The sequence below is a fragment of the Pseudomonas sp. RW407 genome, assembly GCF_003176655.1.
GTDB classification, from domain to species: domain Bacteria; phylum Pseudomonadota; class Gammaproteobacteria; order Pseudomonadales; family Pseudomonadaceae; genus Pseudomonas; species Pseudomonas delhiensis.
In genome coordinates, this window is sequence record NZ_QGSL01000091.1 from 51,992 (window position 1) to 76,886 (window position 24,895).

The following is a 24,895-nucleotide window of genomic DNA, read 5'->3' on the forward strand; positions in this document are numbered from 1 at the left end:
TTCGCGCGCAGGGCGCGCTCCTACAGGGGGATGGCATGGGTGGGGCAGAGAGCGGATCTCATCCGCGAATCGCGCCGATACCTCCGGCTATCGCGGACAAGGTCCGCTCCTACAGGCGCCCCATGCCGCATGGTGGGGTGTAGGAGCGGGCCCTGCCCGCGACTTCGCGCGCAGGGCGCGCTCCTACAGGGGAATGGCGTGGGCGGGGCAGCGTAGGAGCGGATCTCATCCGCGAACCGCGCCGGAATCTCCGGCTATCGCGGACAAGGTGCGCTCCTACAAGGGGCTCACAACCCCCGCTGCAGGTTGCGCAATGCCTGGCGCCGCCGCCAGCTGCGGCCGATCCACCAGCGCCAGTAGGCCTGGGTGGCCAGGTAGCCGAGCAGGCCCACCAGCAGGCCGCAGATGATCGAACCCAGCAGGAACGGCTGCCAGAGCAGCGACAGCTCGCCGCTGATCCATTCCCAGGTGAGGTTCTCCGGCAGGGTGCGGGCCGGCACGCCCATGACCCAGGCGCCCATCTTGTAGGTGCAGTAGAACACCGGCGGCATGGTGATGGGGTTGGTCAGCCAGACCAGGCCCACCGAGATCGGCAGGTTGGCGCGCACCCAGACCGCCAGGGTGGCGGCCAGCAGCATCTGCAGCGGAATGGGCACGAAGGCGGCGAACAGGCCCATGCCCATGGCGCGGGATACCGACCTTCGATTCAGGTGCCAGAGGTTGGGCGAGTGCAACAGGGGCCCGAAGCAGCGCAGGGACTTGTGGTTCCTGATCAGCTCGGGGTCCGGCATGTAGCGCTGGAAAAGTCGGCGCGGCATGGGGAAATCTCTGGCAGACGAACACCGGCCATTATGCCTAGCTGGATGACGGCTTCCGTTCATCAACTATGTCCATGTGTAACCGGCCGTGGTGCACCGGACCCGCTGCCAGGGAGGCAACCCGTGCGTACAGGGATGATGGCGCTGGCCTGCGGCCTGTTGCTGCTACGTTTCCTGCCCCAGTTGCCGCCCCTGGCGGCCTTGCTGCCGTTGGTCGGAATGGCGCTGCTGTGCCTGTATCGGCGCCACCTCGCGGTGGCGCTCTTCCTGCTCGGCTTCGCCTGGGCCTGCCTGTACGCCCACCACGCCTGGGAAGGGCGCCTGGCTCCTGAGCTGGATGGGCGGACGCTGTGGCTGGAAGGGCAGGTCACCGGCCTGCCGGCCGCCGCGGAGGGCATCGTCCGCTTCGAGCTGGAGGACGTCCAGGCCCGCCTGGCCTTGCCCCAGCGCCTGCGCCTGTCCTGGTACGGCGGCCCGCAGTTGCGCGCGGGGGAGCGCTGGCGCCTGGCCGTGACCCTGCGCCGCCCCCACGGCCTGGCCAATGACTTCGGCTTCGACTACGAGGCCTGGCTGGCGGCCGACGGCATAGGCGCCACCGGCAGCGTCAAGGATGGCCAGCGCCTTGCCGAGGCCGCGGGCCCCATGGCCTGGCGCGAGGCCTGGAAGGAACGGCTGCTGGCCGTGGACGCCCGGGGGCGCAACGCCTACCTGGTGGCCCTGGTCCTGGGCGATGGCAGCGGCCTGGGCCGGGCGGACTGGGACATGCTGCAGGACACCGGCACCCTGCACCTGATGGTGATCTCCGGCTCGCACATCTCCCTGCTGGGCGGCCTGCTCTATGCCCTGGTGGCCGGCCTGGCGCGCCTGGGGGCCTGGCCGGCGCGCCTGCCCTGGCTGCCCTGCGCCTGTGCCGCCGCGGTCGCCGGCGCCTGGGGCTATGGCTGGGTCGCCGGGCTGGAGGTGCCGGCGCTGCGGGCCTGCCTGATGCTCAGCATGGTGCTGCTGTGGCGCCTGCGGTTCCGCCGCCAGGGCGTCTGGTGGCCGTTGCTCGGCGCCCTGGTGGTGGTCCTGCTGGTCGATCCGCTGGTCAGCCTGAGCCCCGGCTTCTGGCTGTCCTTCGCAGCGGTGGCGCTGCTCGTCTACGGCTTCGCCGGGCGCCTGGGGCGTTGGCCGATGTGGCTGGCCTGGGGGCGTGCGCAAGGGCTCATGGCCCTGGGGCTGGCCCCGCTGCTGCTGGCCCTGGGCCTGCCGCTGAGCCCGTCCGGCGCCTTGGCGAACCTGCTGGCGGTGCCCTGCATCGAGCTGCTGGTGGTGCCGCTGGCGCTGGCCGGCAGCCTGCTGCTGTGGCTGCCGGTGGCCGGAGAGGGGCTGCTGTGGCTGGCTGGCGCCGTGCTCGACGGCCTGCTCGGCGTGCTCGCGCGCCTGTCGTGGTACTCCCCGGCCTGGCATCCCATGGCGCCGCCGGCCTGGAGCATCCTGCTGGCCCTGGCCGGGACGCTGTTGTGCCTGGCGCCGGCCGGGCTGCCGCTGCGGCCGCTGGGCCTGGCGCTGCTGCTGCCGATGTTCTGGCCGCACTCCAGCGCGCCGGCCCACGGCTACGCCGAGGTGCGCGTACTCGACGTGGGGCAGGGGCTCTCGGTGCTGGTCCGCACCCGCAACCATGCCTGGCTGTACGACGCCGGGCCGCGCCGGGGCGAGTTCGACCTCGGCGAGGTGGCGGTGCTGCCGACCCTGCGTGGCCTGGGTGTCCGGCGCCTGGACGTGCTGTTGCTCAGCCACGCCGACAACGACCACGCCGGCGGCGCCCGCGCCGTGCTGGCAGCCTTGCCGGCGGCGCGGCTGATCAGCGGCGAGCCGCGGCGCCTGCCTGCGCCCCTGGCCGCCGAACCCTGCCGCGGCGAAACCTGGTGGCTGGACGGCGTGCGTTTCTCGACCTGGTACTGGGACCAGGCTGCCGACAGCAACGGCCGCTCCTGCGTGCTGTACATCGAGGCGCGGGGTGAAAGCCTGCTGCTCACCGGCGACCTGCCGGCCGCCGGCGAGGCGGCCTGGCTGGCCAACCATCCCGGGGCCCGGGCCGACTGGCTGCTGGCCGGCCACCACGGCAGCCGCAGCGCTTCCTCGGCGGCCTTCGTGAGGCAACTGGCGCCCCGCGCCGCGCTGGTTTCGCGCTCCCGCCACAATGCCCATGGCCATCCGTCCGAGGAGGTGCTGCAACGCTTCGCCGAACGGGGTGTCAGGGTTCACGATGTGGCGATTGCGGGCGCCCTGCGGCTGCTCCTGGGCCAGCATGGAGAGGTGCGGGGCGCGCGCGAAAACGCCGGATTCTGGAGGGAAAAATGAGAACGGCGACGGTCGGCGGGGCAGGGGCCCTGTGCTAGAGTGTCGCCACTTTTTTTCAGGGGATTCGCCACTGTGTGGGAACTGGTCAAAGCCGGCGGCTGGATGATGCTGCCGATCATTCTGAGCTCCATCGCCGCCACCGCCATCGTCGCCGAACGTCTCTGGACCCTGCGCCGCAGCCGCATCGCCCCGCCGCAACTGCTGGGCCAAGTGTGGCGGCAGATCAAGGACAAGAAGATGAACAGCCAGGCACTCAAGGAGCTCAAGGCGTCTTCCCCGCTGGGTGAAATCCTCGCCGCCGGCCTGGTCAACTCCAAGCACGGCCGCGACATCATGAAGGAGTGCATCGAGGAAGCCGCCGGCCGCGTGATCCACGAGATGGAGCGCTACCTCAACGCCCTCGGCACCATCGCCGCCATGGCCCCGCTGCTCGGTCTGCTGGGCACCGTGTTCGGCATGATCCAGATCTTCAACGCCTTCATGGGCGACGGCATGGCCAACGCCCCGCAACTCGCCGGCGGCATCTCCAAGGCCCTGGTGACCACCGCCTCCGGCCTGATCGTGGCGATCCCCGCGGTGTTCTTCCACCGCTACCTGCTGCGCCGGGTGGACGAGCTGGTGGTGGCCATGGAGCAGGAGGCGATCAAGCTGGTGGAAATGGTCCAGGGTGACCGCGAGGTCGACCTTTCCGAGGATGGCAAAGCGTGAAATTCCGCCGCAGAACCGGCAGCGCCGCCCGCGATGACGTCTTCATCAACCTGGCGTCGCTGATCGACGTGATCTTCGTCCTGCTGCTGTTCTTCGTGGTCACCACCACCTTCAGCCGGCCGACGCAGTTGAAGGTCGAGCTGCCCGAGGCGGTCAGCGGCACCCCGCCGGAAGCCACCGACATCAAGCCGCTGGAACTGGACATCGACGCCGCCGGCCACTACGCGCTGAACGGCCAGAACCTGGTCAACGGCGACATCGCCACCCTGATGGCGGCGATGCAGAAGGAATCCGCCGGCGACAGCAGCCTGCCGGTGGTGATCACCGCCGACGGCAAGGCCACCCACCAGTCGGTGGTCACCGCCATGGACGCCGCCGGCAAGCTCGGCTTCAGCCACCTGCGCATCACCACCGTCGAGGCGCAGCCGGCGGCCAAGCCCTGATGGCGTTTTCCGAGCGCCTGCTGCAGGCCTGGTACCAGGGCCACCCGGCCCTCGGCCTGCTGCGCCCGCTGGAGGCACTCTACCGGCGCATCGCCCTGCGCAAGCGCGCCGACTACCTGGAGGGCCGCCGCCAGGCCTACCGCGCCCCGGTGCCGGTCATCGTCGTCGGCAACATCACCGTCGGCGGCACCGGCAAGACGCCGATGATCCTCTGGCTGATCGAGCGCTGCCGCGCCCGCGGCCTTGCGGTCGGCGTGGTCAGTCGTGGTTATGGCGCCAAGCCGCCGAGCCTGCCCTGGCGGGTGCGCGCCGAACAGAGCGCCGAGCAGGCTGGCGACGAGCCACTGATGATCGTCCAGCGCAGCGGCGTGCCCCTGGTCATCGACCCGGACCGCCCGGCCGCGGTGCGCGCGCTGCTGGCCGAGGAACCGGTGGACCTGATCCTCTGCGACGACGGCCTGCAGCACTACCGCCTGGCCCGCGACCTGGAGCTGGTGCTGATCGACGCCGCCCGCGGCCTGGGCAACCGCCGCTGCCTGCCGGCCGGCCCCCTGCGCGAGCCGGCCGAGCGCCTGGACTCGGTGGACGCGGTGCTCTACAACGGCGCCAGCAGCGAGCCGGCCGGCGCCTTTTCCTTCGTCCTGCGGCCGAGCGCGCTGGTCAACCTGCGCAGCGGCGAGCGCGTCGACCTGACGCACTTCCCGCCGGGCCAGCAGGTCCACGCCCTGGCCGGCATCGGCAACCCCCGGCGTTTCTTCGCGACGCTCGAGGCGCTACACTGGCGGCCTGTTCCGCACGCCTTCCCGGACCACGCGGCCTACAGCGCCGGGCAGCTGCAATTCAGCCCGCCGCTGCCGCTGCTGATGACCGAGAAGGACGCGGTGAAATGCCGGGCCTTCGCCGCCGCCGACTGGTGGTACCTCGCCGTCGACGCGCAGCCATCCCCGGCCTTCGTCGCCTGGTTCGACGCCCGGCTCGAGCGTCTGATCGCGCGCTGACGGGTGGCCCTGCCACCCCTTGCTTTCCAAGGATTCCGCCATGGACCCGAAACTCCTCGACATCCTCGCCTGCCCGCTGTGCAAGGGGCCGCTGAAGCTCACCGACGACAAGTCCGAACTGATCTGCAAGGCCGACGGCCTGGCCTACCCGGTGCGCGACGGCATCCCGGTGATGCTCGAGGGCGAGGCCCGCACCCTGAACGTCGACGAACGCCTGGACAAGTGACCGAGATGAGCCAGGCCTTCACCGTCGTCATCCCGGCCCGTTTCGCCTCCACCCGCCTGCCCGGCAAGCCGCTGCAGGACATCTGCGGCAAGCCCATGGTCCAGCACGTCTGGGAGCAGGCGCGCAAGAGCGGCGCCAACCGCGTGGTGATCGCCACCGACGATGCGCGCATCCTCGAGGCGGCCAACGTCTTCGGCGCCGAGGCGCTGCTGACCCGCGTCGACCACAACTCCGGCACCGACCGCCTGGCCGAGGTGGCCGACGCCCTGGGCCTGGCCGACGACGCCATCGTGGTCAACGTGCAGGGCGACGAGCCGCTGATCCCGCCGGCCATCATCGACCAGGTGGCGGCCAACCTGGCGGCCCACCCGGAAGCCGGCATCGCCACCCTGGCCGAGCCGATCCACGAGCTGGCCGCGCTGTTCAACCCCAACGTGGTGAAGGTGGTGACCGACCTGGACGGCCTGGCCCTGACCTTCAGCCGCGCGCCGCTGCCCTGGGCCCGCGACGCCTTCGCCAAGGCGCCGGACAGCCTGCCGGCGGGCGTTCCGTTCCGCCGCCACATCGGCATCTACGCCTACCGCGCGCGCTTCCTCCGCGATTTCGTCGCCTGGGGCCCGTGCTGGCTGGAGGACAGCGAGTGCCTGGAGCAGCTGCGGGCGCTCTGGCACGGTGTGCGCATCCACGTGGCCGACGCCCTGGAGGCGCCGCAGGCCGGGGTGGACACCGCCGAGGACCTGGAGCGCGTCAGGCGCATCCTGGGGGGCTGATGCGGGTTCTCTTCGTCTGCCTGGGCAACATCTGCCGTTCGCCCACCGCCGAGGGCGTGTTCCGCCACAAGCTGCGCGAGGCCGGGCTGGAGTCGCGGGTGACCGTCGACTCCGCTGGCACCGGCGACTGGCATGTGGGCAAGGCGCCGGACGCCCGTACCCGCGTCGCCGCCATGCGCCGTGGCTACGACCTCTCGGCACTGCGTGCGCGGCAGGTCGGTGCCGGTGATTTCACCGACTTCGACCTGATCCTGGCCATGGACCTGAGCAACCTGGCCCACCTCGAGCGCCTGCGGGGCAACGGCCCCGCCGAACTGGACCTGTTCCTGCGCCGCTACGCCGGCGCGCTGGACGAGGTGCCCGATCCCTATTACGGCGGCGAGGCCGGTTTCGAACAGGTGCTGGACCTGATCGAACTAGCCTGCGACGCCCTGCTGCTGGAAGTGAAGGGGCGCCTGTGAGCCTGGTCCTGCACAAAGACGTATCCCTGAAGGCCTTCAATACCTTCGGCATCGAGGCGCGGGCGCGGCTGTTCGCCGAGGCCCGCGACGACCAGGAAGTGATGCAGGGCCTCGCCCTGGCGGTGGAGCACGACCTGCCGCTGCTGGTGCTCGGCGGCGGCAGCAACCTGCTGCTGACCCGCGATGTCGAGGCCCTGGTGCTGCGCATGGCCAGCCGCGGCGTGCGCATCCTCGAGGACGACGGCGACCAGGTGCGCATCGAGGCCGAGGCCGGCGAGGTCTGGGACGACCTGGTGCGCTGGAGCCTGGAGCAGGGTTTCGCCGGTCTGGAGAACCTCAGCCTGATCCCCGGCACCGTGGGCGCCGCGCCCATGCAGAACATCGGCGCCTACGGCGTGGAGCTGAAGGACGTGTTCGACAGCCTGGTGGCGCTGGACCGCCACAGCGGCGGCCTGCGCGAGTTCCACCTGGACGATTGCGCCTTCGCCTACCGAGAGAGCCTGTTCAAGCGCGAGCCGGGGCGCTGGGTGATCCTGCGCGTGCGCCTGAGGCTCGCGCGCAAGGCCAGCCTGCACCTGGACTACGGCCCGGTGCGCCAGCGCCTGGCGGAGCAGGGTATGGACGCGCCCGGCCCGGCCGACGTGGCACGGGTGATCTGCGCCATCCGCCGCGAGAAGCTGCCCGACCCGGCGGTGCTGGGCAATGCCGGCAGCTTCTTCAAGAACCCCCTGGTCTCCGCTGCGCTGGCCGAGCGCCTGCGTGGCGAATTCCCGGACCTGGTGGCCTATCCCCAGGCCGATGGCCAGGTCAAGCTGGCCGCCGGCTGGCTGATCGACAAGGCCGGCTGGAAGGGCTTCCGCGACGGCGCCGCCGGCGTGCATGCCCAGCAGGCGCTGGTGCTGGTCAACTACGGCGGCGCCAGCGGGGCGCAGATCCAGGCGCTGGCCGAGCGTATCCGCGAGGACATCCGCCAGCGCTTCGGCGTCGAACTGGAGATGGAGCCCAACCTCTACTGAGGTGTGCGGGTTGGGAAAAGGCGCTTGCCGGCAACGGCAAGCGCTTTTTTTTGTCCGTGGTGCTCTTCGTAGGAGCGAGCCATGCCCACCAGTATGGGTGTAGGAGCGGACCTTGTCCGCGATCACCGGACGTTCCGGCGCGATTCGCGGATGAGGTCCTCTCCTACGCCGCCCTACCGCACCATTCCCCTGTAGGAGCGCGCCCTGCGCGCGAAATCGCGGGCAGGGCCCGCTCCTACAGGTGTCGTGAGGCATGGCGTTTCCCGGTAGGAGGCTCTATCCGTCCTACGCAATCCTGGAATCATAAAAAAAGGGGATGCCTAGGCATCCCCTTTTTTCAGCACGCGGGCGATCAGCCGTGGTGCTTTTCCACTTCTTCGCGGTGCTGCTCGGCCTTGTCGGCTTCGACTTGCTCCTCGACGGCCTGGATGGCCTGCTCGCCTTCGGCAGCTTCGGCAGCAGGTGCCTCAACGGCTTCCTGGGCTGCTTCCACGACGCTTTCTTCCGCAGCAGCGACCGGCGCCTCGGCGACGACTTCCACCTCGGCGGCCTGTTCGACGACAGCGGTTTCCACGACGGCCGGAGCGGCAGCGGCAGCTTCCGCGGCTTCACGGGCCAGGCGCTCGGCTTCGCGCTGCAGGCGACGGCGCTCGCGCGGGTCGTTCAGGGCGCGGCCGGTGGCGTTGGCTGCCAGTTGTGCGTCGTCCTGGCTCGCTGCGGCGACAGCGGGCTCGGCCTGGACGGCCGGGGCTTCGACCACCTGGGGTTCGAAGGGGGCGCTTTCGACGACCGGAGCGGCCTCGACCACGGCTTCCGCGGCAGGCTGCTCGGCCGGTTCGACGGCGGCCGGGGCGGATTCGCTCGGCTGCAGGCTGAACTCGACGATCTGCTCGCCGGCGCTTTCCTCGTGGGTCTCGGAGACCACCACGGACTCGGCGCTGGCCTCGACGGCAGCGATCGGCTCGACGGCCTGCTCGCTGGCAGCTTCGACGACCTGCTCGGCTACCGCGGCGGCGCCGGTTGCGACCAGAGCCGGGGCGGACGGCGACTCGCTACCTTCCGGCTGCTCGCCGGCCTCCAGGCCGTCCACGCCGACTTCGCGCTGACGCTCGCGGCGGTTGCTGCGGCGACGCTGGCCACGGGAACGGCGGCGCGGACGCTCGTCATCGCCACCTTCCTGGTCGTCCTGCTCCAGCAGCTCCTCGCTGTTCGGCAGCTCTTCGGCTTCCAGTGCGGCTTCGCGGGCCTGGCGTTCCTCGCGGGGCTGGCGTTCGCCACGTTCGCGACGCTCACCACGCTCTTCGCGCGGCTGGCGTTCCTCGCGGGGCTGACGCTCTTCACCCGGCTGGCGCTCGGTGCGTTCTTCGCGCGGCTGACGCTCCTCGCGGGGCTGGCGCTCGGCGCGTTCTTCACGCGGCTGGCGTTCCTCGCGCGGTTGACGCTCGGCGCGCTCTTCGCGCGGCTGACGCTCCTCGCGGGGCTGACGCTCGGCGCGTTCTTCGCGCGGTTGGCGTTCCTCGCGGGGCTGGCGCTCGGCGCGCTCTTCACGCGGCTGGCGTTCTTCGCGGGGCTGACGCTCGGCGCGTTCTTCGCGCGGTTGGCGCTCCTCGCGGGGCTGGCGTTCGGCGCGTTCTTCACGCGGCTGGCGCTCTTCGCGGGCCGGACGCTCGGCGCGTTCTTCGCGGCGGCGCTCGTTGCGTTCGCCACGCTCTTCGCGGGGCTTGCGCTCGTCGTCGCGACGGCCGCCGTCACGGCGACGGTTCTGCTGGCGGCCGTTGCGGCGCTCGTCCGGGGTCGAACTGCGCTCGCTGGCGGGCTTCTCGGCGCTGACGGCCGGCTTGGCCTCTTCTTCCTTGCCGGCGAACAGGCTCACCAGCGACTTGACCAGGCCCTGGAACAGGCTCGGCTGCGGCATCGGCTTGGTGGCTTCCACCGGCTGCGGCGCGGCGGCCTGCTCGGCCTGCTGCGGGGCGGGGGTCTGCGGGGAAACGGTCTTCACCGCGGCTTCCTGGCGGACCAGGGTGCGGGTGGCGCTGACCGGCTGGACTTCCTCGTGCTCGACCAGGGCCATCTCGTAGCTGGTGTGGCCGACCAGCAGGTCCGGGTTGTCGTCACGCAGGCGCTGCACTTCGAAGTGCGGGGTTTCCAGGTGCTCGTCGGGCAGGATGAAGATGCGCGCGCGGGTGCGCAGCTCGATCTTGGTGATGGCGTTGCGCTTCTCGTTGAGCAGGAAGGCGGCGACCTGGAAGGGCACGCGGGCGCGGACTTCCGCGGTGCGGTCCTTCAGCGCTTCTTCCTCGATCAGGCGCAGGATGGCCAGCGACAGGGATTCCACGTCGCGGATGATGCCCTGGCCGTTGCAACGCGGGCAGACGATGCCGCTGGTCTCGCCGAGGGACGGGCGCAGGCGCTGGCGGGACATCTCCAGCAGGCCGAAGCGCGAGATGCGGCCGACCTGGACGCGTGCACGGTCGGCCTCGAGGGCCTCGCGCACGCGCTCTTCCACGGCGCGCTGGTTCTTCGCCGGGGTCATGTCGATGAAGTCGATGACGATCAGGCCGCCGATGTCACGCAGGCGCAACTGGCGGGCGATTTCCTCGGCCGCTTCCAGGTTGGTCTGCAGGGCGGTTTCCTCGATGTCGCCGCCTTTGGTGGCGCGCGCCGAGTTGATGTCGATGGAGACCAGGGCCTCGGTCGGGTCGATGACGATGGAGCCGCCGGAGGGCAGCTTCACTTCGCGCTGGAAGGCGGTCTCGATCTGGCTTTCGATCTGGAAGCGGTTGAACAGCGGAACGCTGTCCTGGTACAGCTTGACCTTGCTGGCGTACTGCGGCATCACCTGGCGGATGAAGTTCAGGGCTTCTTCCTGGGCGTCGATGCTGTCGATCAGCACTTCGCCGATGTCCTGGCGCAGGTAGTCGCGGATGGCGCGGATGATGACGTTGCTTTCCTGGTAGATCAGGAAGGGCGCGCCGCGCTCGCCGGAGGCTTCCTTGATGGCGCCCCACAGTTGCAGCAGGTAGTCCAGGTCCCACTGCAGCTCTTCGGAGCTGCGCCCAAGGCCCGCGGTGCGGACGATCAGGCCCATGTCGGCGGGGGCGTTGAGGCCGTTCAGGGCTTCGCGCAGTTCGTTGCGCTCTTCACCCTCGATGCGGCGGGAGATGCCACCGGCGCGGGGATTGTTCGGCATCAGCACCAGGTAGCGACCGGCCAGGCTGATGAAGGTGGTCAGGGCTGCGCCCTTGTTGCCGCGTTCTTCCTTCTCGACCTGGACGATGACTTCCTGGCCTTCGCTGAGCACATCCTTGATGTTGATGCGCCCTTCGGGGTTCTTCTTGAAGTACTCGCGGGAAATTTCCTTGAGGGGGAGGAAACCGTGGCGCTCGGCGCCGAAGTCGACGAAGGCGGCTTCCAGGCTGGGTTCGACGCGGGTGATGCGGCCCTTGTAGATGTTGGCCTTCTTCTGTTCGCGCGCGCCGGACTCGATGTCCAGGTCGAACAGACGCTGGCCATCTACCAGCGCTACACGCAACTCTTCGGGTTGAGTTGCGTTGATCAGCATTCTTTTCATGTAGTACCAATGGTTTCCGGGGCCACCGGAAACGGCAATCGGCACCCACGACTCTCACGGTCGGTGCTCAGGCGCGTACTCAGGAATGGCGGACCATTCCCGTGTCCAGCGACGTCCGGCTAGCAACGGGCCGGGTCGCGACTACGTCTCCTGCTTGTCCTGCGAACAAGCAATCAACAGGAGGAGGAATCAACTATCGGAGGCGGACGAAAGAGTGCGTCTGAAACAAGGCTATGCAAGCTACGCGGTCCGACAGTTGTGCATCTCCACCCTGCACGTTTCCTATTGAAGAAGCGGGTGCCGCTCGCAGAATCCGGGAGCGGGTTGGCTTTTCACGGCTACCGAGGCAGCCGTGCGTCATGTCTCAAGGCTCGGGTTCCGAGTCGTTGCGTCGAGGGATTCGCTAATCCGCCACGGCAACGCTTCGCAGGACTGCCTCACGTCCGTTCAATGTGCTTGCAGGCAGCGGGGATGGCGATTTCGCTGACATCCGCGGGCCCGGCCACTTTTGGCGGCCTCCCGAATATAGCAGCAATGATTAAGTGCTTCAATTGAATGAAAAATTGCTATGATGAGCGGATGACGACTCCCACCCCTCCGACTTCCGGCGTCCAGCTGCTTGAAGTCTCGCCGGAATATGCCGGCCAGCGCATCGACAATTTCCTCAGAACCCAGCTCAAAGGCGTACCCAAGACCTTGATCTACCGCATCCTGCGCAAGGGCGAGGTGCGGGTGAACAAGGGGCGGATCAAGCCCGAGTACAAGCTGCAGGCCGGGGACGTGGTACGCGTGCCGCCGCTGCGCCTGGCCGAGCGCGACGAGCCGGCGCCGCTGGCCCAGGGGCTGCTCGAGCGCCTGGAGGCCGCTATCGTCTATGAAGACAAGGCGCTGATCGTGATCAACAAGCCCGCCGGCATCGCCGTGCATGGCGGCAGCGGCCTCAGCTACGGGGTGATCGAGGCCTTCCGCCAGCTGCGCCCGGAGGCCAAGGACCTGGAGCTGGTGCACCGCCTGGATCGCGACACCTCCGGCCTGCTGATGATCGCCAAGAAGCGCAGCATGCTGCGCCATCTGCACGACGCCCTGCGCAACGAGCACGTGGTGGACAAGCGCTACCACGCCCTGGTGCGCGGCAGCTGGCCGGCGGCGAAGAAGCAGATCCGCGCGCCGCTGATGAAGAACAACCTGCGCTCCGGCGAGCGCATGGTGGAGGTCAACGTCGAAGGCAAGGATGCGCTCACCGAGTTCAAGGTGCTGCGCCGCTTCGGCGACTTCGCCACCCTGGTGGAGGCGCGGCCGATCACCGGGCGCACCCACCAGATCCGCGTGCACGCCAAGCATGCCGGGCATTCCATCGCTGGCGACGCCAAGTACGGCGACGACGAGTTCTCCCGCGAGATCCGCGAGCTGGGCGGCAAGCGCCTGTTCCTGCATTCCGCGCAGTTGCGCGTGCCCATGCCCGACGGCTCCACCCTGGAGCTGGACGCCGAGGTGGACGACATGTGGCGCAGCACGCTGGAACGCCTGGATGCCTGATTACGCGCTGCTGGTCTTCGACTGGGACGGCACTTTGGTCGACTCCGTCGGCCGCATCGTCGAGTCGATGCGGGTGGCGGCCGAGCGCTCCGGGCTGCCGCAGCGCAGCGACGAGGCCATAAAAGGCATCATCGGCCTGGGCTTGCCTGAGGCGATCCAGACGCTGTACCCGGAGGTCGACGACGAGGCTGCGCTGACAGTCTTTCGTGGCGACTACGCCGAGCATTATCTGATGCTGGAGGTCGAGCCTTCTCCTTTGTTCCCGGGCGTGGCCGATGCGCTGGAGCATTTCCGCCAGTCCGGCTACCGTCTGGCGGTCGCCACCGGCAAGAGCCGCCGTGGCCTGGACCGGGTGCTGAAGGGGCAGGGCTGGGAAGGTTTCTTCGATATCACCCGCGCCGCCGACGAGTCGGCGAGCAAGCCCGACCCGCGCATGCTGCATGAGATCCTCGCGCATTGCCGGGTCGAGCCGCGGCGTGCGGTGATGGTCGGGGATGCGCCCTTCGACCTGGAGATGGCGCGCCGCGCGGGCATGGACTCGGTGGCGGTGTCCTACGGGGCGCAGCCGCTGTCGGTGTTGCGCGAATACGGCCCGCGCCTGGAGATCGGGCATTTCAACGAATTGCGCGCCTGGCTGGATGGCCGGGCGCAGGACCCACGGATCGAGGTGAGCGAGCATGTCGGATGAGTGGAAGGCCGAGGAGTCCGGCCCGTCGGATGCGAAGAGCTGGAAGCTGCTGGAGAAGGCGGTGCTGGCCGGCGTGCAGGAGCAGCGCCGGGCCCGTCGCTGGGGCATTTTCTTCAAGCTGCTGACCTTCGCCTACCTGTTCCTCGCCCTGGCGCTGTTCACCCCCTTCAGTGGCCTGTCCAAGTCGGCCTCGCGCAGCGGCAGCCATACCGCCCTGATCGAGGTGAAGGGCATGATCGCCGACGACGAGCCGGCCAGCGCCGACAACGTCGTGGGGGCATTGAAGGCGGCCTTCGAGGATGCCGGCACCAAGGGCATCGTCCTGCGCATCAACAGCCCAGGCGGCAGCCCGGTACAGTCCGGCTACATCTATGACGAGATCAAGCGCCAGCGCGGCCTGCATCCGGACGTGAAGGTCTACGCGGTGATCAGCGACCTGGGGGCGTCCGGCGCCTACTACATCGCCAGCGCCGCCGACGAAATCTACGCCGACAAGGCCAGCCTGGTCGGCTCCATCGGCGTTACCGCCGCCACCTTCGGCTTCGTCGGCACCATGGAGAAGCTTGGCGTCGATCGCCGCGTCTACACCTCCGGCGAGCACAAGGCCTTCCTCGATCCCTTCCAGCCGCCCAAGGCCGAAGAGACGCAGTTCTGGCAGGGGGTGCTGGACACCACCCACAAGCAGTTCATCGACAGCGTGAAGAAAGGGCGTGGCGACCGCCTGAAGGACAAGGACCATCCCGAGCTGTTCTCCGGGCTGATCTGGTCCGGCGAGCAGGCGCTGCAACTCGGCCTGATCGATGGCCTGGGCAGCACCAGCTACGTGGCGCGCGACGTCATCAAGGAAAAGGAGATCGTCGACTACACCGTGCAGGAAACGCCGTTCGACCGCTTCGCCAAGAAGCTCGGCACCAGCGTCGCCGAGCGCCTGGCGCTGTGGATGGGCTGGCAGGGGCCGGCGCTGCGCTGAGGTCCCGCTGCTCGAAACGGGCCGCTGCCTTTATATAGGAAGGCAGCGGCTTTTTCGTTCCTGGGCCCTGCGCACGAATCGCGGACAAGGTCCGCTTGCGCGATGCCCGACCGTAGGGCGAATAACCGTTCGCGGTTATCCGCCGATGCCGTTGGCGCGCGGGTTGGCGGCGGATAACGCCGTAGGCGTTATGCGCCCTACGGGTTGTGCCTTGCGCGCGGGTTTCAGGGAACCTGCACCCCTTCGGCCAGCAGCATGTCCACCAGGCGGATCAGCGGCAGGCCGACCAGGCTGGTGCCGTCCTCGCCCTCGGTCGCGCGGAACAGGCTGACGCCCAGGCCCTCGGCCTTGAAGCTGCCGGCGCAGTCGAAGGGGCGCTCGGCCTCCAGGTAGCGGCGGATGCGCGCCTCGTCCAGTTCGCGGAAGTGCACGCGGAAGGGGATGCAGTCCACCTGGCAGCGGCCGCTGGCGCTGTCCAGCAGGGCGAGGCCGGTGAGGAAGCTGACGCTGTTGCCACTGGAAGCCTTCAATTGTTCCACGGCCCGTTCCAGGGTGTGCGGCTTGCCGAGGATCGCCTGGCCCTGGACGGCGGCCTGGTCCGAGCCGATGATCAGGTGCTGGGGAAAGCGCGCCGCCAGCACTCGCGCCTTGGCTTCGGCGAGGCGGCGCACCAGCTGTTCGGCGCTTTCGCCGGCCAGAGGGCTTTCATCTATATCCGGGCTTGCGCATTCGAAGGGCAGGCGCAGGCGTTGCAGCAGTTCGCGGCGGTAGGGCGAGCTTGAGGCGAGAATCAGTGGGCGCATCGGAGGTCTCCTGGGCGAAGTCCGCGATTCTAGCGAAAAGGCTGTCCATACAGCGGTTTATGCCTAATTTCCTTTGACAGGGACGGGGGCATCCCTATAATGGCGCGCTTATGTTGAATGGGCCGATACCACCTCACGTCGATCCGCGCAAACTGGTAGAGCGCGAAGCCACCCTCGAGGGTGTGCTGCCGCTCGCCAGCATGCCGCGGGTTTGCGAACAGCTGACCAGCAGCGATGGCAACGTCCGGGCGAAGTTCTTCTTCCACCGCGACGAGCAGAAGCTGGCGGTCATGCATGTCGAAGTCGACGCGCAGGTGAGCATGGTATGCCAACGCTGCCTCGAGCCGGCGACTTTCCAGGTCACCAGCGAGTCCGACTTCGCCATCCTCTGGGAAGGCCAGTCTGCCGAAGGGCTGCCGAAGGGGTACGATGCGCTGGAAGTGGGGGAGGAACCCCTCGACCTGCCGCCTCTGGTCGAGGACGAGCTGTTGCTCGCCTTGCCCATCGTTCCGGCCCATGACCCTGAGGAATGCCAGCATCCGGCGGGATTTGCAGCAGCGCCCGAGCCGAGCGAGAACGTGGAAGAGCGTCCCAACCCGTTCAGCGTACTGGCGCAGTTGAAGCGTGACCCAAACGTTTAGGAGTTAATCAATCATGGCTGTTCAGCAGAACAAAAAATCCCGTTCCGCTCGTGACATGCGTCGTTCCCACGATGCGCTCGATGCGAACGCTCTGTCCGTGGAAAAGAGCACCGGTGAAGTTCACCTGCGTCACCACGTCTCCCCGGACGGCTTCTATCGCGGCCGCAAGGTCGTAGACAAGGGCTCTGACGAGTAATCCTTGTCCGCACCAATCATCGCGATTGATGCAATGGGTGGGGACTTCGGTCCCCACTGCATTGTTCCGGCCAGCATTTCCTTCCTGGCCGAAAACCCCGCCCTGCAACTGGTCCTCGTCGGCCAGGCCCCCCTCCTCGAAGAACTCTGCGCCCGCGTTTCCGCGGTCGACCGCCCGCGCCTGCACATCCAGCACGCCAGCGAAGTCATCGGCATGGACGAACGCCCGTCCCAGGCCCTGCGCAGCAAGCCCGACTCCTCCATGCGCGTCGCCCTGGAACTGGTCCGCGACGGTGCGGCCCACGCCTGCGTCAGCGCCGGCAACACCGGGGCGCTAATGGCCCTGTCGCGCTACCTGCTCAAGACCCTGCCGGGCATCGACCGGCCGGCCATGGTCACCGCCGTGCCGACCCAGGCCGGGCATTGCCACCTGCTGGACCTGGGGGCGAACGTCGATTGCAGCGCCGAGCACCTCTACCAGTTCGCCGTGATGGGCGCGGTGGCGGCCGAGGCGTTGGGCAAGGCCAACCCGAAGGTGGCGCTGCTCAATGTCGGCACCGAGGAAATCAAGGGCAACCAGCAGGTCAAGCTGGCCTCGACCCTGCTGGAGCAGGCCCGCGGCATCAACTACATCGGCTACATAGAGGGCGACGGCCTGTACCGCGGCCTGGCCGACGTGGTGGTGTGCGACGGCTTCGTCGGCAACATCCTGCTCAAGGCCAGCGAGGGGCTGGCGGCCATGGTGGTCAGCCGCCTGGAGCAACTGTTCGCGTCCAGCCTGTCGGCGAAGGCCATTGGCCTGGTGGCCATGCCGCTGCTGCGCCGCCTGCGCAGCGACCTGACGCCGGCCCGGCACAATGGCGCGAGTTTCCTGGGGCTGCAGGGCATCGTGGTGAAGAGCCACGGCAGCGCGGCCGAGGAGGGCATCCAGAGCGCGCTGCGCCGGGCCCTGGCGGAAATCCGCGAGAACCTGCCGCAGCGGCTCCACGGGCGGCTTGAAAGCCTTCTCTAAGTGGCTGAATAGAAAGGAAATAGAGATTTCTGGCGGTAATGGAAGTATGCTTGCGCACCGCGCTCGCAAGGTCGCCCGGCGAGATGTAATCCCCGCCCTGGCGATGTGACCGCGCGGTCGAGGCCGTCATCCAACTGTCAGTTCCATGCGCCAGGCTGCTGCTGGCGTTACCCTTCGACGAAACAGACACAAGGGACCCGTTGCAATGTCCGCATCCCTCGCATTCGTTTTCCCCGGCCAGGGCTCGCAATCCCTCGGCATGCTGGCCGAGCTGGGCGCGCAGCACGCACTGGTGCGTGACACCTTCGCCGAAGCCTCCTCGGCCCTGGGCTACGACCTCTGGGCGCTGGTGCAGGAAGGCCCGGAAGAGCGCCTGAACCAGACCGACAAGACCCAGCCGGCCATCCTCGCCGCCTCCATCGCCCTGTGGCGCCTGTGGCAGGCCGAGGGCGGCGCCGCGCCGGCCTACGTCGCCGGCCACAGCCTCGGTGAGTACTCGGCCCTGGTCGCCGCCGGCAGCCTGGGCTTCGCCGACGCGGTGAAGCTGGTCGAGCGCCGCGGCCAATTGATGCAGGAAGCGGTGCCCGCCGGGACCGGCGGCATGGCCGCGATCCTCGGCCTGGAAGATGCCGACGTGCTGGCCGCCTGCGCCGAAGCCGCCCAGGGTGACGTGGTCAGCGCGGTGAACTTCAACGCCCCCGGCCAGGTGGTGGTCGCCGGTGCCGCCGCCGCGGTCGAGCGCGCCATCGAGGCCTGCAAGGCCCGCGGCGCCAAGCGCGCCGTGGCGCTGCCGGTCAGCGTGCCGTCGCACTGCGCGCTGATGCGCCCGGCCGCCGAGCGCTTCGCCGAGGCGGTGGAAGCCATCGCCTGGCAGGCCCCGGGCATCGCCCTGGTGCAGAACGTCAGCGCCCAGGTGCCGGCGGACCTCGCCATCCTCAAGCGCGACCTGCTGGCGCAGCTGTACAGCCCGGTGCGCTGGGTCGAGACCGTGCAACTGCTCGCCGCCAAGGGCGTCACCGATCTGGTAGAGTGCGGCCCTGGCAAGGTCCTGGCCGGCCTGAACAAGCGTTGCGCCAAGGGCGTGAACACCCACAATCTGGATTCGGCGGACGCCTTCGCGGCGGCTCGTGCGGCTCTGGCTTGAACAGGAGATAAGAGCATGAGTCTGCAAGGTAAGGTTGCCCTGGTCACCGGCGCGAGCCGTGGCATCGGCCAGGCCATCGCCCTGGAGCTGGGCCGCCTGGGCGCCATCGTCATCGGCACCGCCACCAGCGCTTCTGGCGCCGAGAAGATCGCCGAGTACCTCAAGGCCAATGGCATCGAAGGCGCCGGCCTGGTCCTGGACGTTTCCAGCGACGAATCCGTCGCCTCCACCCTCGAGCACATCCAGCAGCACCTCGGCCAGCCGCTGGTCGTGGTCAACAACGCCGGCATCACCCGCGACAACCTGCTGATGCGGATGAAGGACGACGAGTGGTTCGACGTGGTCAACACCAACCTCAACAGCCTCTACCGTCTGTCGAAAGCCGTGCTGCGCGGCATGACCAAGGCGCGCTGGGGTCGCATCATCAACATCGGTTCGGTGGTCGGCGCCATGGGCAATGCCGGGCAGACCAACTACGCCGCGGCGAAGGCCGGTCTAGAGGGCTTCACCCGCGCCCTGGCGCGCGAAGTGGGCTCCCGTGCCATCACCGTCAACGCAGTGGCCCCGGGCTTCATCGACACCGACATGACCCGTGAACTGCCCGAAGCCCAGCGCGAAGCGCTGCTCGGCCAGATTCCGCTGGGGCGTCTCGGCCAAGCCGAAGAGATCGCCAAGGTGGTAGGATTCCTCGCCTCCGATGGTGCCGCCTATGTGACCGGCGCCACGGTACCGGTGAATGGCGGAATGTACATGAGCTGAATGTGACCTTACTCTTCGCGGATGTGTCATATGCGCTGTCTAAAATCCGTTATATAGATGCAACTGGGTTATAGACAGAACATCGTGGTGGTCGCGAAGGGGTGTCGGCGTTCAGCTTGAAAAGCAGAAAACCCTTTCTATACACTTACCCGCAGCCCAGCTGTACGGATTGTCCATAGGAGTGAAAACAAGGTATGAGCACCATCGAAGAACGCGTCAAGAAGATCGTTGCTGAGCAACTCGGCGTTAAGGAAGAAGAAGTCACCAACAGCGCTTCCTTCGTCGAAGACCTGGGCGCGGACTCCCTTGACACCGTTGAGCTGGTGATGGCTCTGGAAGAGGAATTCGAGACCGAAATCCCCGACGAGCAAGCCGAAAAGATCACCACCGTCCAGGAAGCCATCGACTACATCGTTGCCCACCAGCAATAAGTAGCCGTTTCCGACGGAAGAAGCCGCACGGCCTGCAAAGGCGTGCGGCTTTTCTTTAGCGTAGCGCTGGACAGCCCTGGTCGCGGTCCGGCGCCTATGCCGTGTATTCGCAAAATGAGGAAGTCGTAGTGTCGCGCAGACGCGTCGTCATCACTGGCATGGGTATGCTCTCGCCCCTGGGCGTGGACGTGCCGAGTTCCTGGCAGGGTATCCTGGCCGGCCGCAGCGGTATCGCCCCGATCGAGCACATGGACCTTTCCGCCTTCTCCACCCGCTTCGGCGGTTCGGTGAGGGGGTTCGACGTCGAGCAGTACATGTCCGCCAAGGAAGCCCGCAAACTCGACCTGTTCATCCAGTACGGCCTGGCCGCCAGTTACCAGGCGGTGCGCGATTCCGGTCTGGAAGTCACCGACGCCAACCGCGAGCGCATCGGCGTCGCCATCGGTTCCGGCATCGGCGGCCTGACCAACATCGAGAATACCTGCCGTTCCATGTTCGAGCAGGGGCCGCGGCGCATTTCGCCGTTCTTCGTGCCCGGCTCGGTCATCAATATGGTTTCCGGGTTCCTGTCGATCAACCTCGGTCTGCAGGGCCCCAACTACGCCATCACCACCGCCTGCACCACCGGCACCCACAACATCGGCATGGCCGCGCGCAACATCGCCTACGGCGAGGCTGACGTGATGGTCGCCGGCGGTTCCGAAATGGCCACCTGCGGCCTGGGTATCGGCGGCTTCGGCGCGGCCCGCGCGCTGTCCACCCGCAACGACGAGCCGGCCCGCGCCAGCCGCCCGTGGGACAGGGACCGCGACGGCTTCGTGCTCTCCGACGGCGCCGGCGCCGTGGTGCTGGAAGAGCTGGAGCACGCCCAGGCCCGTGGCGCGCGGATCTACGCCGAGCTGGTCGGCTTCGGCATGAGCGGCGACGCCTTCCACATGACCGCGCCGCCGGAAGATGGCGCGGGCGCCGCCCGTTGCATGAAGAACGCCCTGCGCGACGCCGGCCTGAACCCGGAGCAGGTCGACTACATCAACGCCCACGGCACCTCCACCCCGGCCGGCGACATCGCCGAGATCGCCGCGGTGAAGTCGATCTTCGGCGAGCACGCCTACAAGCTGTCGATGAGCTCGACCAAGTCCATGACCGGCCACCTGCTCGGCGCCGCCGGCGCCGTGGAAGCCATCTTCTGCGTCCTGGCGCTGCGCGACCAGGTGGCGCCGCCGACCATCAACCTGGAGAACCCGGACGAAGGCTGCGACCTCGACCTGGTGGCGAACCAGCTCAAGGAGCGCAGCATCGAGGTGGCGGTGTCCAACTCCTTCGGCTTCGGCGGCACCAACGGTTCCCTGGTGTTCCGCCGGTTCAACGGCTGATGCCCGCCTGGGTCGACGGCCGGCCCGCCGAGGCCCTGTCCGTGCGCGATCGCGGGCTGGCCTACGGCGATGGCCTGTTCGAGACCATCGCCGTGCGTGCCGGCCGGCCGCGCCTGCTGGCGCGGCACCTGGCGCGCCTGGAGGAGGGCACGCGACGCCTGCGCCTGCCGGCGCCGCTGGACCAGGTGGAGCAGGAGCTGCTGGCCTTCGCCGCGCAACTGGGCGAAGGCGTGGCCAAGCTGATGCTGACCCGCGGCGAAGGCCTGCGCGGTTATGCCGCGCCGGCCGACGCCCAGGTGCGGCGCATCCTGATCGGCTCGCCGGCACCGGCCTATCCGGCGGCCAATTTCGACGAGGGCATCGCCCTTTTCCCCTGCGCCACTCGCCTGGCCGAGCAGCCGCTGCTGGCCGGCCTCAAGCACCTCAACCGCCTGGAGCAGGTCCTGGCCCGCAACGAATGGAGCGATCCGGCCTTTGCCGAGGGGCTGATGCGCGACCAGGGCGGAAGGGTGGTCGAGGGCGTCTTCAGCAACCTGTTCCTGGTCCGCGGCGGTGAGCTGCTCACCCCGGCGCTGAGCCGTTGCGGAGTCGCCGGGGTGATGCGCGCCGAGCTGCTGGAGTGGGCGGCGGGGCAGGGCATTGCGACCGTGATTCGGGATGTTGCCTACGACGAACTGTTGCACGCCGAAGAGGTCTTCCTTTGCAACAGCCTCTACGGTATCTGGCCGGTGCGTCGACTCGAAGCCCATGCCTGGCCGGTCGGGGCGATCACCCGTAAACTGCAAGCCCACTTCCGCGAACGCCTGGATTCCTGACCTGTGATGCGCAAATTGCTGGTGCTGCTGGAAAGCGGCCTGCTGCTGGCCGGGCTGTTGCTCGGCCTGGCCGGTTGGGAGCAGCGCCGGGCCCTGCAGCAGCCGCTGCAGCTCACCGAAGAACGCCTGCTGGATGTCCCTTCCGGCGCCACGCCGGGGGCGCTGCTGAGCCGCCTGCAGGACGAGGAAGTGCTGCACGGCGCGTTCTGGCTGCGCCTGTACTGGCGCTTCAACCTGGCCGGGCAGGCCCTGCACAGCGGCGAATACCGGCTCAAGCCGGGGATGCGCGGCGACGACCTGCTGGAACTGTGGCGCGAAGGCGACGTGGTGCAGTACAGCCTGACCCTGGTCGAGGGCTGGACCTTCCACCAGTTCCGCGAACTGCTGGCGCGCCAGCCCAAGCTGGAGGCCACCCTGGCCGGCCTCGGCGACGAAGAGGTGATGAAGCGCCTGGGCAAGGCCGGCGTCGTGCCCGAGGGGCACTTCTTCCCGGACACCTACCGCTACGTCCGCGGCATGCGCGACATCGACCTGCTCAAGCTGGCCTACCAGCGCATGGAGCGCATCCTCGACCAGGAATGGCAGGCCCGCAGCGGCGACCTGCCCTACAAGGACCCGTACCAGGCGCTGATCATGGCCTCGCTGATCGAGAAGGAAACCGGCGTGCCCCAGGAGCGCCAGCAGATCGCCGGGGTCTTCGTGCGCCGCCTGCAGAAGAACATGCTGCTGCAGACCGACCCGACCGTGATCTACGGCATGGGCGAGCGCTACAACGGCAAGATCAGCCGCGCCGACCTGCGCGAGCCCACCCCCTACAACACCTACCTGATCGCCGGCCTGCCGCCGACGCCGATCGCCATGCCCGGGCGCGAGGCGATCCACGCCGCGCTCAACCCGGCCGATGGCCAGAGCCTGTATTTCGTCGCCCGTGGCGATGGCAGCCACGTGTTTTCCGACAACCTCGACGACCACAACAAGGCGGTGCAGGAGTACCAGCTGAAGCGGCGCGCGGACTACCGGTCCAGCCCCGCCCCGGCTCCCGCGCCGGCGCCGGAAGCGAGCCCCGAGGCGCCGCCGGCGCAGCAGTAGCACAGACAGAAGGAGAGCCGAGTGAGCGGCCTGTTCGTCACCCTGGAAGGCCCCGAAGGCGCGGGCAAGACCACCAACCGTGAGTACCTGGCCGAGCGCCTGCGCGAACGCGGCGTGGAAGTGCAGCTGACCCGCGAGCCCGGCGGCACGCCGCTGGCCGAGCGCATCCGCGACTTGCTGCTGGCCCCCAGTGACGAGCCGATGGCGGTGGATACCGAGCTGCTGCTGATGTTCGCCGCCCGCGCCCAGCACATCGCCCAGGTCATCCGCCCGGCCCTGGCCCGCGGCGCGGTGGTGCTCTGCGACCGCTTCACCGACGCGACCTACGCCTACCAGGGCGGCGGCCGCGGCTTGCCGGAGGCGCGCATTGCCGAACTGGAACGCTTCGTCCAGGGCGACCTGCGCCCGGACCTGACCCTGGTCTTCGACCTGCCGGTGGAAATCGGCCTGGCCCGCGCCGCCGCCCGCGGCCGCCTGGACCGCTTCGAGCAGGAAGGCCGCGACTTCTTCGAGGCGGTGCGCCAGACATACCTGCGCCGCGCCGCCGCCGAGCCGCAGCGCTACCAGGTGCTCGACGCCGCGCAGCCGCTGGAGCGCGTGCAGGCCGATATCGCGAGCCTGCTGCCGAACCTGCTGGAGCGCCTGCATGGCTGAAATCTACCCCTGGCAGGCCACGCTCTGGCAGCAACTCAGCGGCCGCCCGCGGCATGCCCACGCCTACCTGCTGCACGGCCCGGCCGGCATCGGCAAGCGCGCCCTGGCCGACAACCTGGTGGCCCTGCTGCTCTGCCAGCACCCGGCCAACGGTCGCGCCTGCGGCCAGTGCAAGGGCTGCCAATTGCTCGCCGCCGGCACCCATCCGGACTTCTTCCTGCTCGAGCCCGAGGAGCCGGAGAAGCCGATCCGCGTCGACCAGGTCCGCGAGCTGGTGGCCTTCGTGGTGCAGACCGCGCAACTGGGCGGGCGCAAGGTGGTGCTGCTGGAGCCGGCCGAGGCGATGAACCTCAACTCCGCCAATGCCCTGCTCAAGAGCCTGGAGGAGCCCTCCGGCGACACCGTGCTGATCCTCATCAGCCACCAGCCCAGCCGCCTGCTGCCGACCATCAAGAGCCGCTGCGTGCAGCAGGCCTGCCCGCTGCCGAGCGCCGGGCAGAGCCGCGCCTTCCTCGCCGCCGCACTGCCGGACGAGACGCCGGAGGCCATCGACGAGCTGCTGGTGCTGGCCGGCGGTTCGCCGCTGACCGCGCTGCGCCTGCACGGCCAGGGCGTGCGCGAGCAGCGCGCGCTGGTGGTGGAGGGGGTGAAGAAGCTGCTCAAGCAGCAGATCGCCCCCGGCCAGTTGGCCGAGAGCTGGAACGCCGTGCCGCTGCCGCTGCTGTTCGACTGGTTCTGCGACTGGGCGCTGGGCATCCTGCGCTACCAGCTGACCCGCGACGAGGCGGGCCTGGGCCTGGCGGACATGCGCAAGGTGCTGCAGTACCTGGCGGAGAAATCCACCCAGCCCAAGGTCATGGCGATCCAGGACTGGCTGCTGGAGCACCGGCAGAAAGTCCTGAACAAGGCCAACCTCAACCGTGCCCTGCTTCTCGAAGCCTTGCTGGCGCAGTGGGCAAGCCTGCCGGGAGCGGGCTAGAATCGGGCCAATCGGATCATCGCTAGGACAGCCGCATGAGCTTGCCACCGAACCTGGGACCGCGTAACGGTATCCTGTCCCTGACCATCAAGGACAAGTCCGTACTCTATGCCGCCTACATGCCGTTCATTCGCAACGGCGGGCTGTTCATCCCGACCAACAAGACCTACAAGCTGGGCGACGAGGTCTTCATGCTGCTCAACCTGATGGACGAGCCGGAGAAGATCCCGGTGGCCGGCAAGGTGGTCTGGATCACCCCCAAGGGCGCCCAGGGCAACCGCGCCGCGGGTATCGGCGTGCAGTTCAACGACGGCGACAACACCGCGCGCAACAAGATCGAGACCTACCTGGCCGGGGCGCTGAAGTCCGACAGGCCGACCCACACCATGTAATCCGCGGCAGACGTACCGTCGAACGCAGGAGGCGCCCGAAGGGGCGCTTCGTCATTTCCG

General features: G+C 68.5%; 26 protein-coding genes. 23 read left to right on the forward strand and 3 right to left on the reverse strand.

Annotated elements, in window-relative coordinates; genetic code table 11:
• Positions 1 to 287: 287 nt before the first annotated feature.
• The gene (locus DK254_RS12575; RefSeq protein WP_089392606.1) at positions 288 to 818 is read right to left on the reverse strand and encodes a DUF2062 domain-containing protein; all 531 of its coding nucleotides are present in this window, start codon (positions 816 to 818) and stop codon (positions 288 to 290) included.
• Between the two features lie 135 nt (positions 819 to 953).
• Here DK254_RS12575 and DK254_RS12580 point away from each other — a divergent pair, with 135 nt between their 5' ends.
• The 8 genes from DK254_RS12580 to murB all read left to right on the forward strand — a co-directional run bounded on the left by DK254_RS12580 (position 954) and on the right by murB (position 7,783).
• Positions 954 to 3,161 carry a DNA internalization-related competence protein ComEC/Rec2 gene (locus DK254_RS12580; protein WP_177412071.1) on the forward strand — a complete coding sequence of 736 codons (2,208 nt, stop codon included), beginning with the start codon at positions 954 to 956 and terminating at the stop codon, positions 3,159 to 3,161.
• Positions 3,162 to 3,233: 72 nt separating this feature from the next.
• Positions 3,234 to 3,869, forward strand: a complete 636-nt coding sequence (locus tag DK254_RS12585) for a MotA/TolQ/ExbB proton channel family protein (RefSeq protein WP_109934031.1) — start codon at positions 3,234 to 3,236, stop codon at positions 3,867 to 3,869.
• Complete coding sequence (locus DK254_RS12590) at positions 3,866 to 4,312, forward strand: biopolymer transporter ExbD (RefSeq protein ID WP_089392604.1); 447 nt, start codon at positions 3,866 to 3,868, stop codon at positions 4,310 to 4,312. Before DK254_RS12585 ends, DK254_RS12590 begins: the two co-directional genes overlap by 4 nt.
• On the forward strand, positions 4,312 to 5,310 hold the full coding sequence (gene lpxK, locus DK254_RS12595) for a tetraacyldisaccharide 4'-kinase (RefSeq protein ID WP_109934032.1): 999 nt from the start codon (positions 4,312 to 4,314) through the stop codon (positions 5,308 to 5,310). The genes DK254_RS12590 and lpxK overlap by 1 nt, the downstream gene beginning before the upstream one ends.
• A 40-nt stretch (positions 5,311 to 5,350) precedes the next feature.
• A complete protein-coding gene (locus tag DK254_RS12600) occupies positions 5,351 to 5,536 on the forward strand; it encodes a Trm112 family protein (RefSeq protein ID WP_009621404.1) in 186 nt (61 codons plus the stop codon).
• A gap of 5 nt (positions 5,537 to 5,541) precedes the next feature.
• The gene (gene kdsB, locus DK254_RS12605; RefSeq protein ID WP_109934033.1) at positions 5,542 to 6,306 is read left to right on the forward strand and encodes a 3-deoxy-manno-octulosonate cytidylyltransferase; all 765 of its coding nucleotides are present in this window, start codon (positions 5,542 to 5,544) and stop codon (positions 6,304 to 6,306) included.
• Positions 6,306 to 6,767, forward strand: coding sequence for a low molecular weight protein-tyrosine-phosphatase (locus DK254_RS12610; RefSeq protein ID WP_109934034.1), 462 nt, complete (start codon positions 6,306 to 6,308; stop codon positions 6,765 to 6,767). The genes kdsB and DK254_RS12610 overlap by 1 nt, the downstream gene beginning before the upstream one ends.
• Positions 6,764 to 7,783: a UDP-N-acetylmuramate dehydrogenase gene (murB, locus tag DK254_RS12615; RefSeq protein WP_109934035.1), complete on the forward strand. Its 1,020-nt coding sequence runs from the start codon at positions 6,764 to 6,766 to the stop codon at positions 7,781 to 7,783. Before DK254_RS12610 ends, murB begins: the two co-directional genes overlap by 4 nt.
• 352 nt (positions 7,784 to 8,135) lie before the next feature.
• On the opposite strand, the gene rne is transcribed toward murB, so the two are convergent.
• Positions 8,136 to 11,354 carry a ribonuclease E gene (gene rne / locus DK254_RS12620; protein ID WP_109934036.1) on the reverse strand — a complete coding sequence of 1,073 codons (3,219 nt, stop codon included), beginning with the start codon at positions 11,352 to 11,354 and terminating at the stop codon, positions 8,136 to 8,138.
• 579 nt (positions 11,355 to 11,933) lie between these two features.
• Here rne and rluC point away from each other — a divergent pair.
• The 3 genes from rluC to sppA are packed head-to-tail and all read left to right on the forward strand — an operon-like array spanning position 11,934 to position 14,548.
• Positions 11,934 to 12,890, forward strand: coding sequence for a 23S rRNA pseudouridine(955/2504/2580) synthase RluC (rluC, locus tag DK254_RS12630; protein WP_109934037.1), 957 nt, complete (start codon positions 11,934 to 11,936; stop codon positions 12,888 to 12,890).
• Positions 12,883 to 13,578, forward strand: coding sequence for an HAD-IIIA family hydrolase (locus DK254_RS12635; protein ID WP_109934038.1), 696 nt, complete (start codon positions 12,883 to 12,885; stop codon positions 13,576 to 13,578). The genes rluC and DK254_RS12635 overlap by 8 nt, the downstream gene beginning before the upstream one ends.
• Entirely contained in the window at positions 13,568 to 14,548 is a 981-nt protein-coding gene (gene sppA / locus DK254_RS12640; protein WP_109934039.1) for a signal peptide peptidase SppA, read from the forward strand. Before DK254_RS12635 ends, sppA begins: the two co-directional genes overlap by 11 nt.
• A 224-nt stretch (positions 14,549 to 14,772) precedes the next feature.
• Here sppA and DK254_RS12645 read toward each other — a convergent pair whose 3' ends face one another.
• Positions 14,773 to 15,351: a nucleoside triphosphate pyrophosphatase gene (locus tag DK254_RS12645; RefSeq protein WP_109934040.1), complete on the reverse strand. Its 579-nt coding sequence runs from the start codon at positions 15,349 to 15,351 to the stop codon at positions 14,773 to 14,775.
• Between the two features lie 110 nt (positions 15,352 to 15,461).
• Here DK254_RS12645 and DK254_RS12650 point away from each other — a divergent pair, with 110 nt between their 5' ends.
• From DK254_RS12650 to DK254_RS12705, 12 genes are all read left to right on the forward strand, one after another.
• Positions 15,462 to 15,992 carry a YceD family protein gene (locus tag DK254_RS12650; protein ID WP_009621422.1) on the forward strand — a complete coding sequence of 177 codons (531 nt, stop codon included), beginning with the start codon at positions 15,462 to 15,464 and terminating at the stop codon, positions 15,990 to 15,992.
• Between the two features lie 13 nt (positions 15,993 to 16,005).
• The gene (rpmF, locus tag DK254_RS12655; RefSeq protein WP_009621425.1) at positions 16,006 to 16,188 is read left to right on the forward strand and encodes a 50S ribosomal protein L32; all 183 of its coding nucleotides are present in this window, start codon (positions 16,006 to 16,008) and stop codon (positions 16,186 to 16,188) included.
• A gap of 3 nt (positions 16,189 to 16,191) precedes the next feature.
• Complete coding sequence (plsX, locus tag DK254_RS12660; protein WP_109934041.1) at positions 16,192 to 17,199, forward strand: phosphate acyltransferase PlsX; 1,008 nt, start codon at positions 16,192 to 16,194, stop codon at positions 17,197 to 17,199.
• A 205-nt stretch (positions 17,200 to 17,404) separates the two neighbouring features.
• Positions 17,405 to 18,343: an ACP S-malonyltransferase gene (fabD, locus tag DK254_RS12665; protein WP_109934042.1), complete on the forward strand. Its 939-nt coding sequence runs from the start codon at positions 17,405 to 17,407 to the stop codon at positions 18,341 to 18,343.
• Between the two features lie 15 nt (positions 18,344 to 18,358).
• The gene (fabG, locus tag DK254_RS12670; RefSeq protein WP_109934043.1) at positions 18,359 to 19,102 is read left to right on the forward strand and encodes a 3-oxoacyl-ACP reductase FabG; all 744 of its coding nucleotides are present in this window, start codon (positions 18,359 to 18,361) and stop codon (positions 19,100 to 19,102) included.
• Positions 19,103 to 19,296: 194 nt separating this feature from the next.
• A complete protein-coding gene (gene acpP / locus DK254_RS12675; RefSeq protein WP_007160597.1) occupies positions 19,297 to 19,533 on the forward strand; it encodes an acyl carrier protein in 237 nt (78 codons plus the stop codon).
• A gap of 128 nt (positions 19,534 to 19,661) precedes the next feature.
• Positions 19,662 to 20,906 (forward strand): beta-ketoacyl-ACP synthase II, encoded by a 1,245-nt coding sequence (fabF, locus tag DK254_RS12680; RefSeq protein ID WP_109934044.1) that lies wholly within the window; start codon positions 19,662 to 19,664, stop codon positions 20,904 to 20,906.
• The gene (gene pabC, locus DK254_RS12685) at positions 20,906 to 21,721 is read left to right on the forward strand and encodes an aminodeoxychorismate lyase (protein ID WP_109934045.1); all 816 of its coding nucleotides are present in this window, start codon (positions 20,906 to 20,908) and stop codon (positions 21,719 to 21,721) included. The genes fabF and pabC overlap by 1 nt, the downstream gene beginning before the upstream one ends.
• Before the next feature lie 6 nt (positions 21,722 to 21,727).
• On the forward strand, positions 21,728 to 22,810 hold the full coding sequence (gene mltG, locus DK254_RS12690; RefSeq protein WP_109934046.1) for an endolytic transglycosylase MltG: 1,083 nt from the start codon (positions 21,728 to 21,730) through the stop codon (positions 22,808 to 22,810).
• 21 nt (positions 22,811 to 22,831) lie between these two features.
• Positions 22,832 to 23,464 carry a dTMP kinase gene (tmk, locus tag DK254_RS12695; RefSeq protein WP_109934047.1) on the forward strand — a complete coding sequence of 211 codons (633 nt, stop codon included), beginning with the start codon at positions 22,832 to 22,834 and terminating at the stop codon, positions 23,462 to 23,464.
• A complete protein-coding gene (locus DK254_RS12700; RefSeq protein ID WP_109934048.1) occupies positions 23,457 to 24,443 on the forward strand; it encodes a DNA polymerase III subunit delta' in 987 nt (328 codons plus the stop codon). The genes tmk and DK254_RS12700 overlap by 8 nt, the downstream gene beginning before the upstream one ends.
• Positions 24,444 to 24,478: 35 nt before the next feature.
• On the forward strand, positions 24,479 to 24,835 hold the full coding sequence (locus DK254_RS12705; protein WP_009621447.1) for a PilZ domain-containing protein: 357 nt from the start codon (positions 24,479 to 24,481) through the stop codon (positions 24,833 to 24,835).
• Positions 24,836 to 24,895 lie beyond the last annotated feature (60 nt).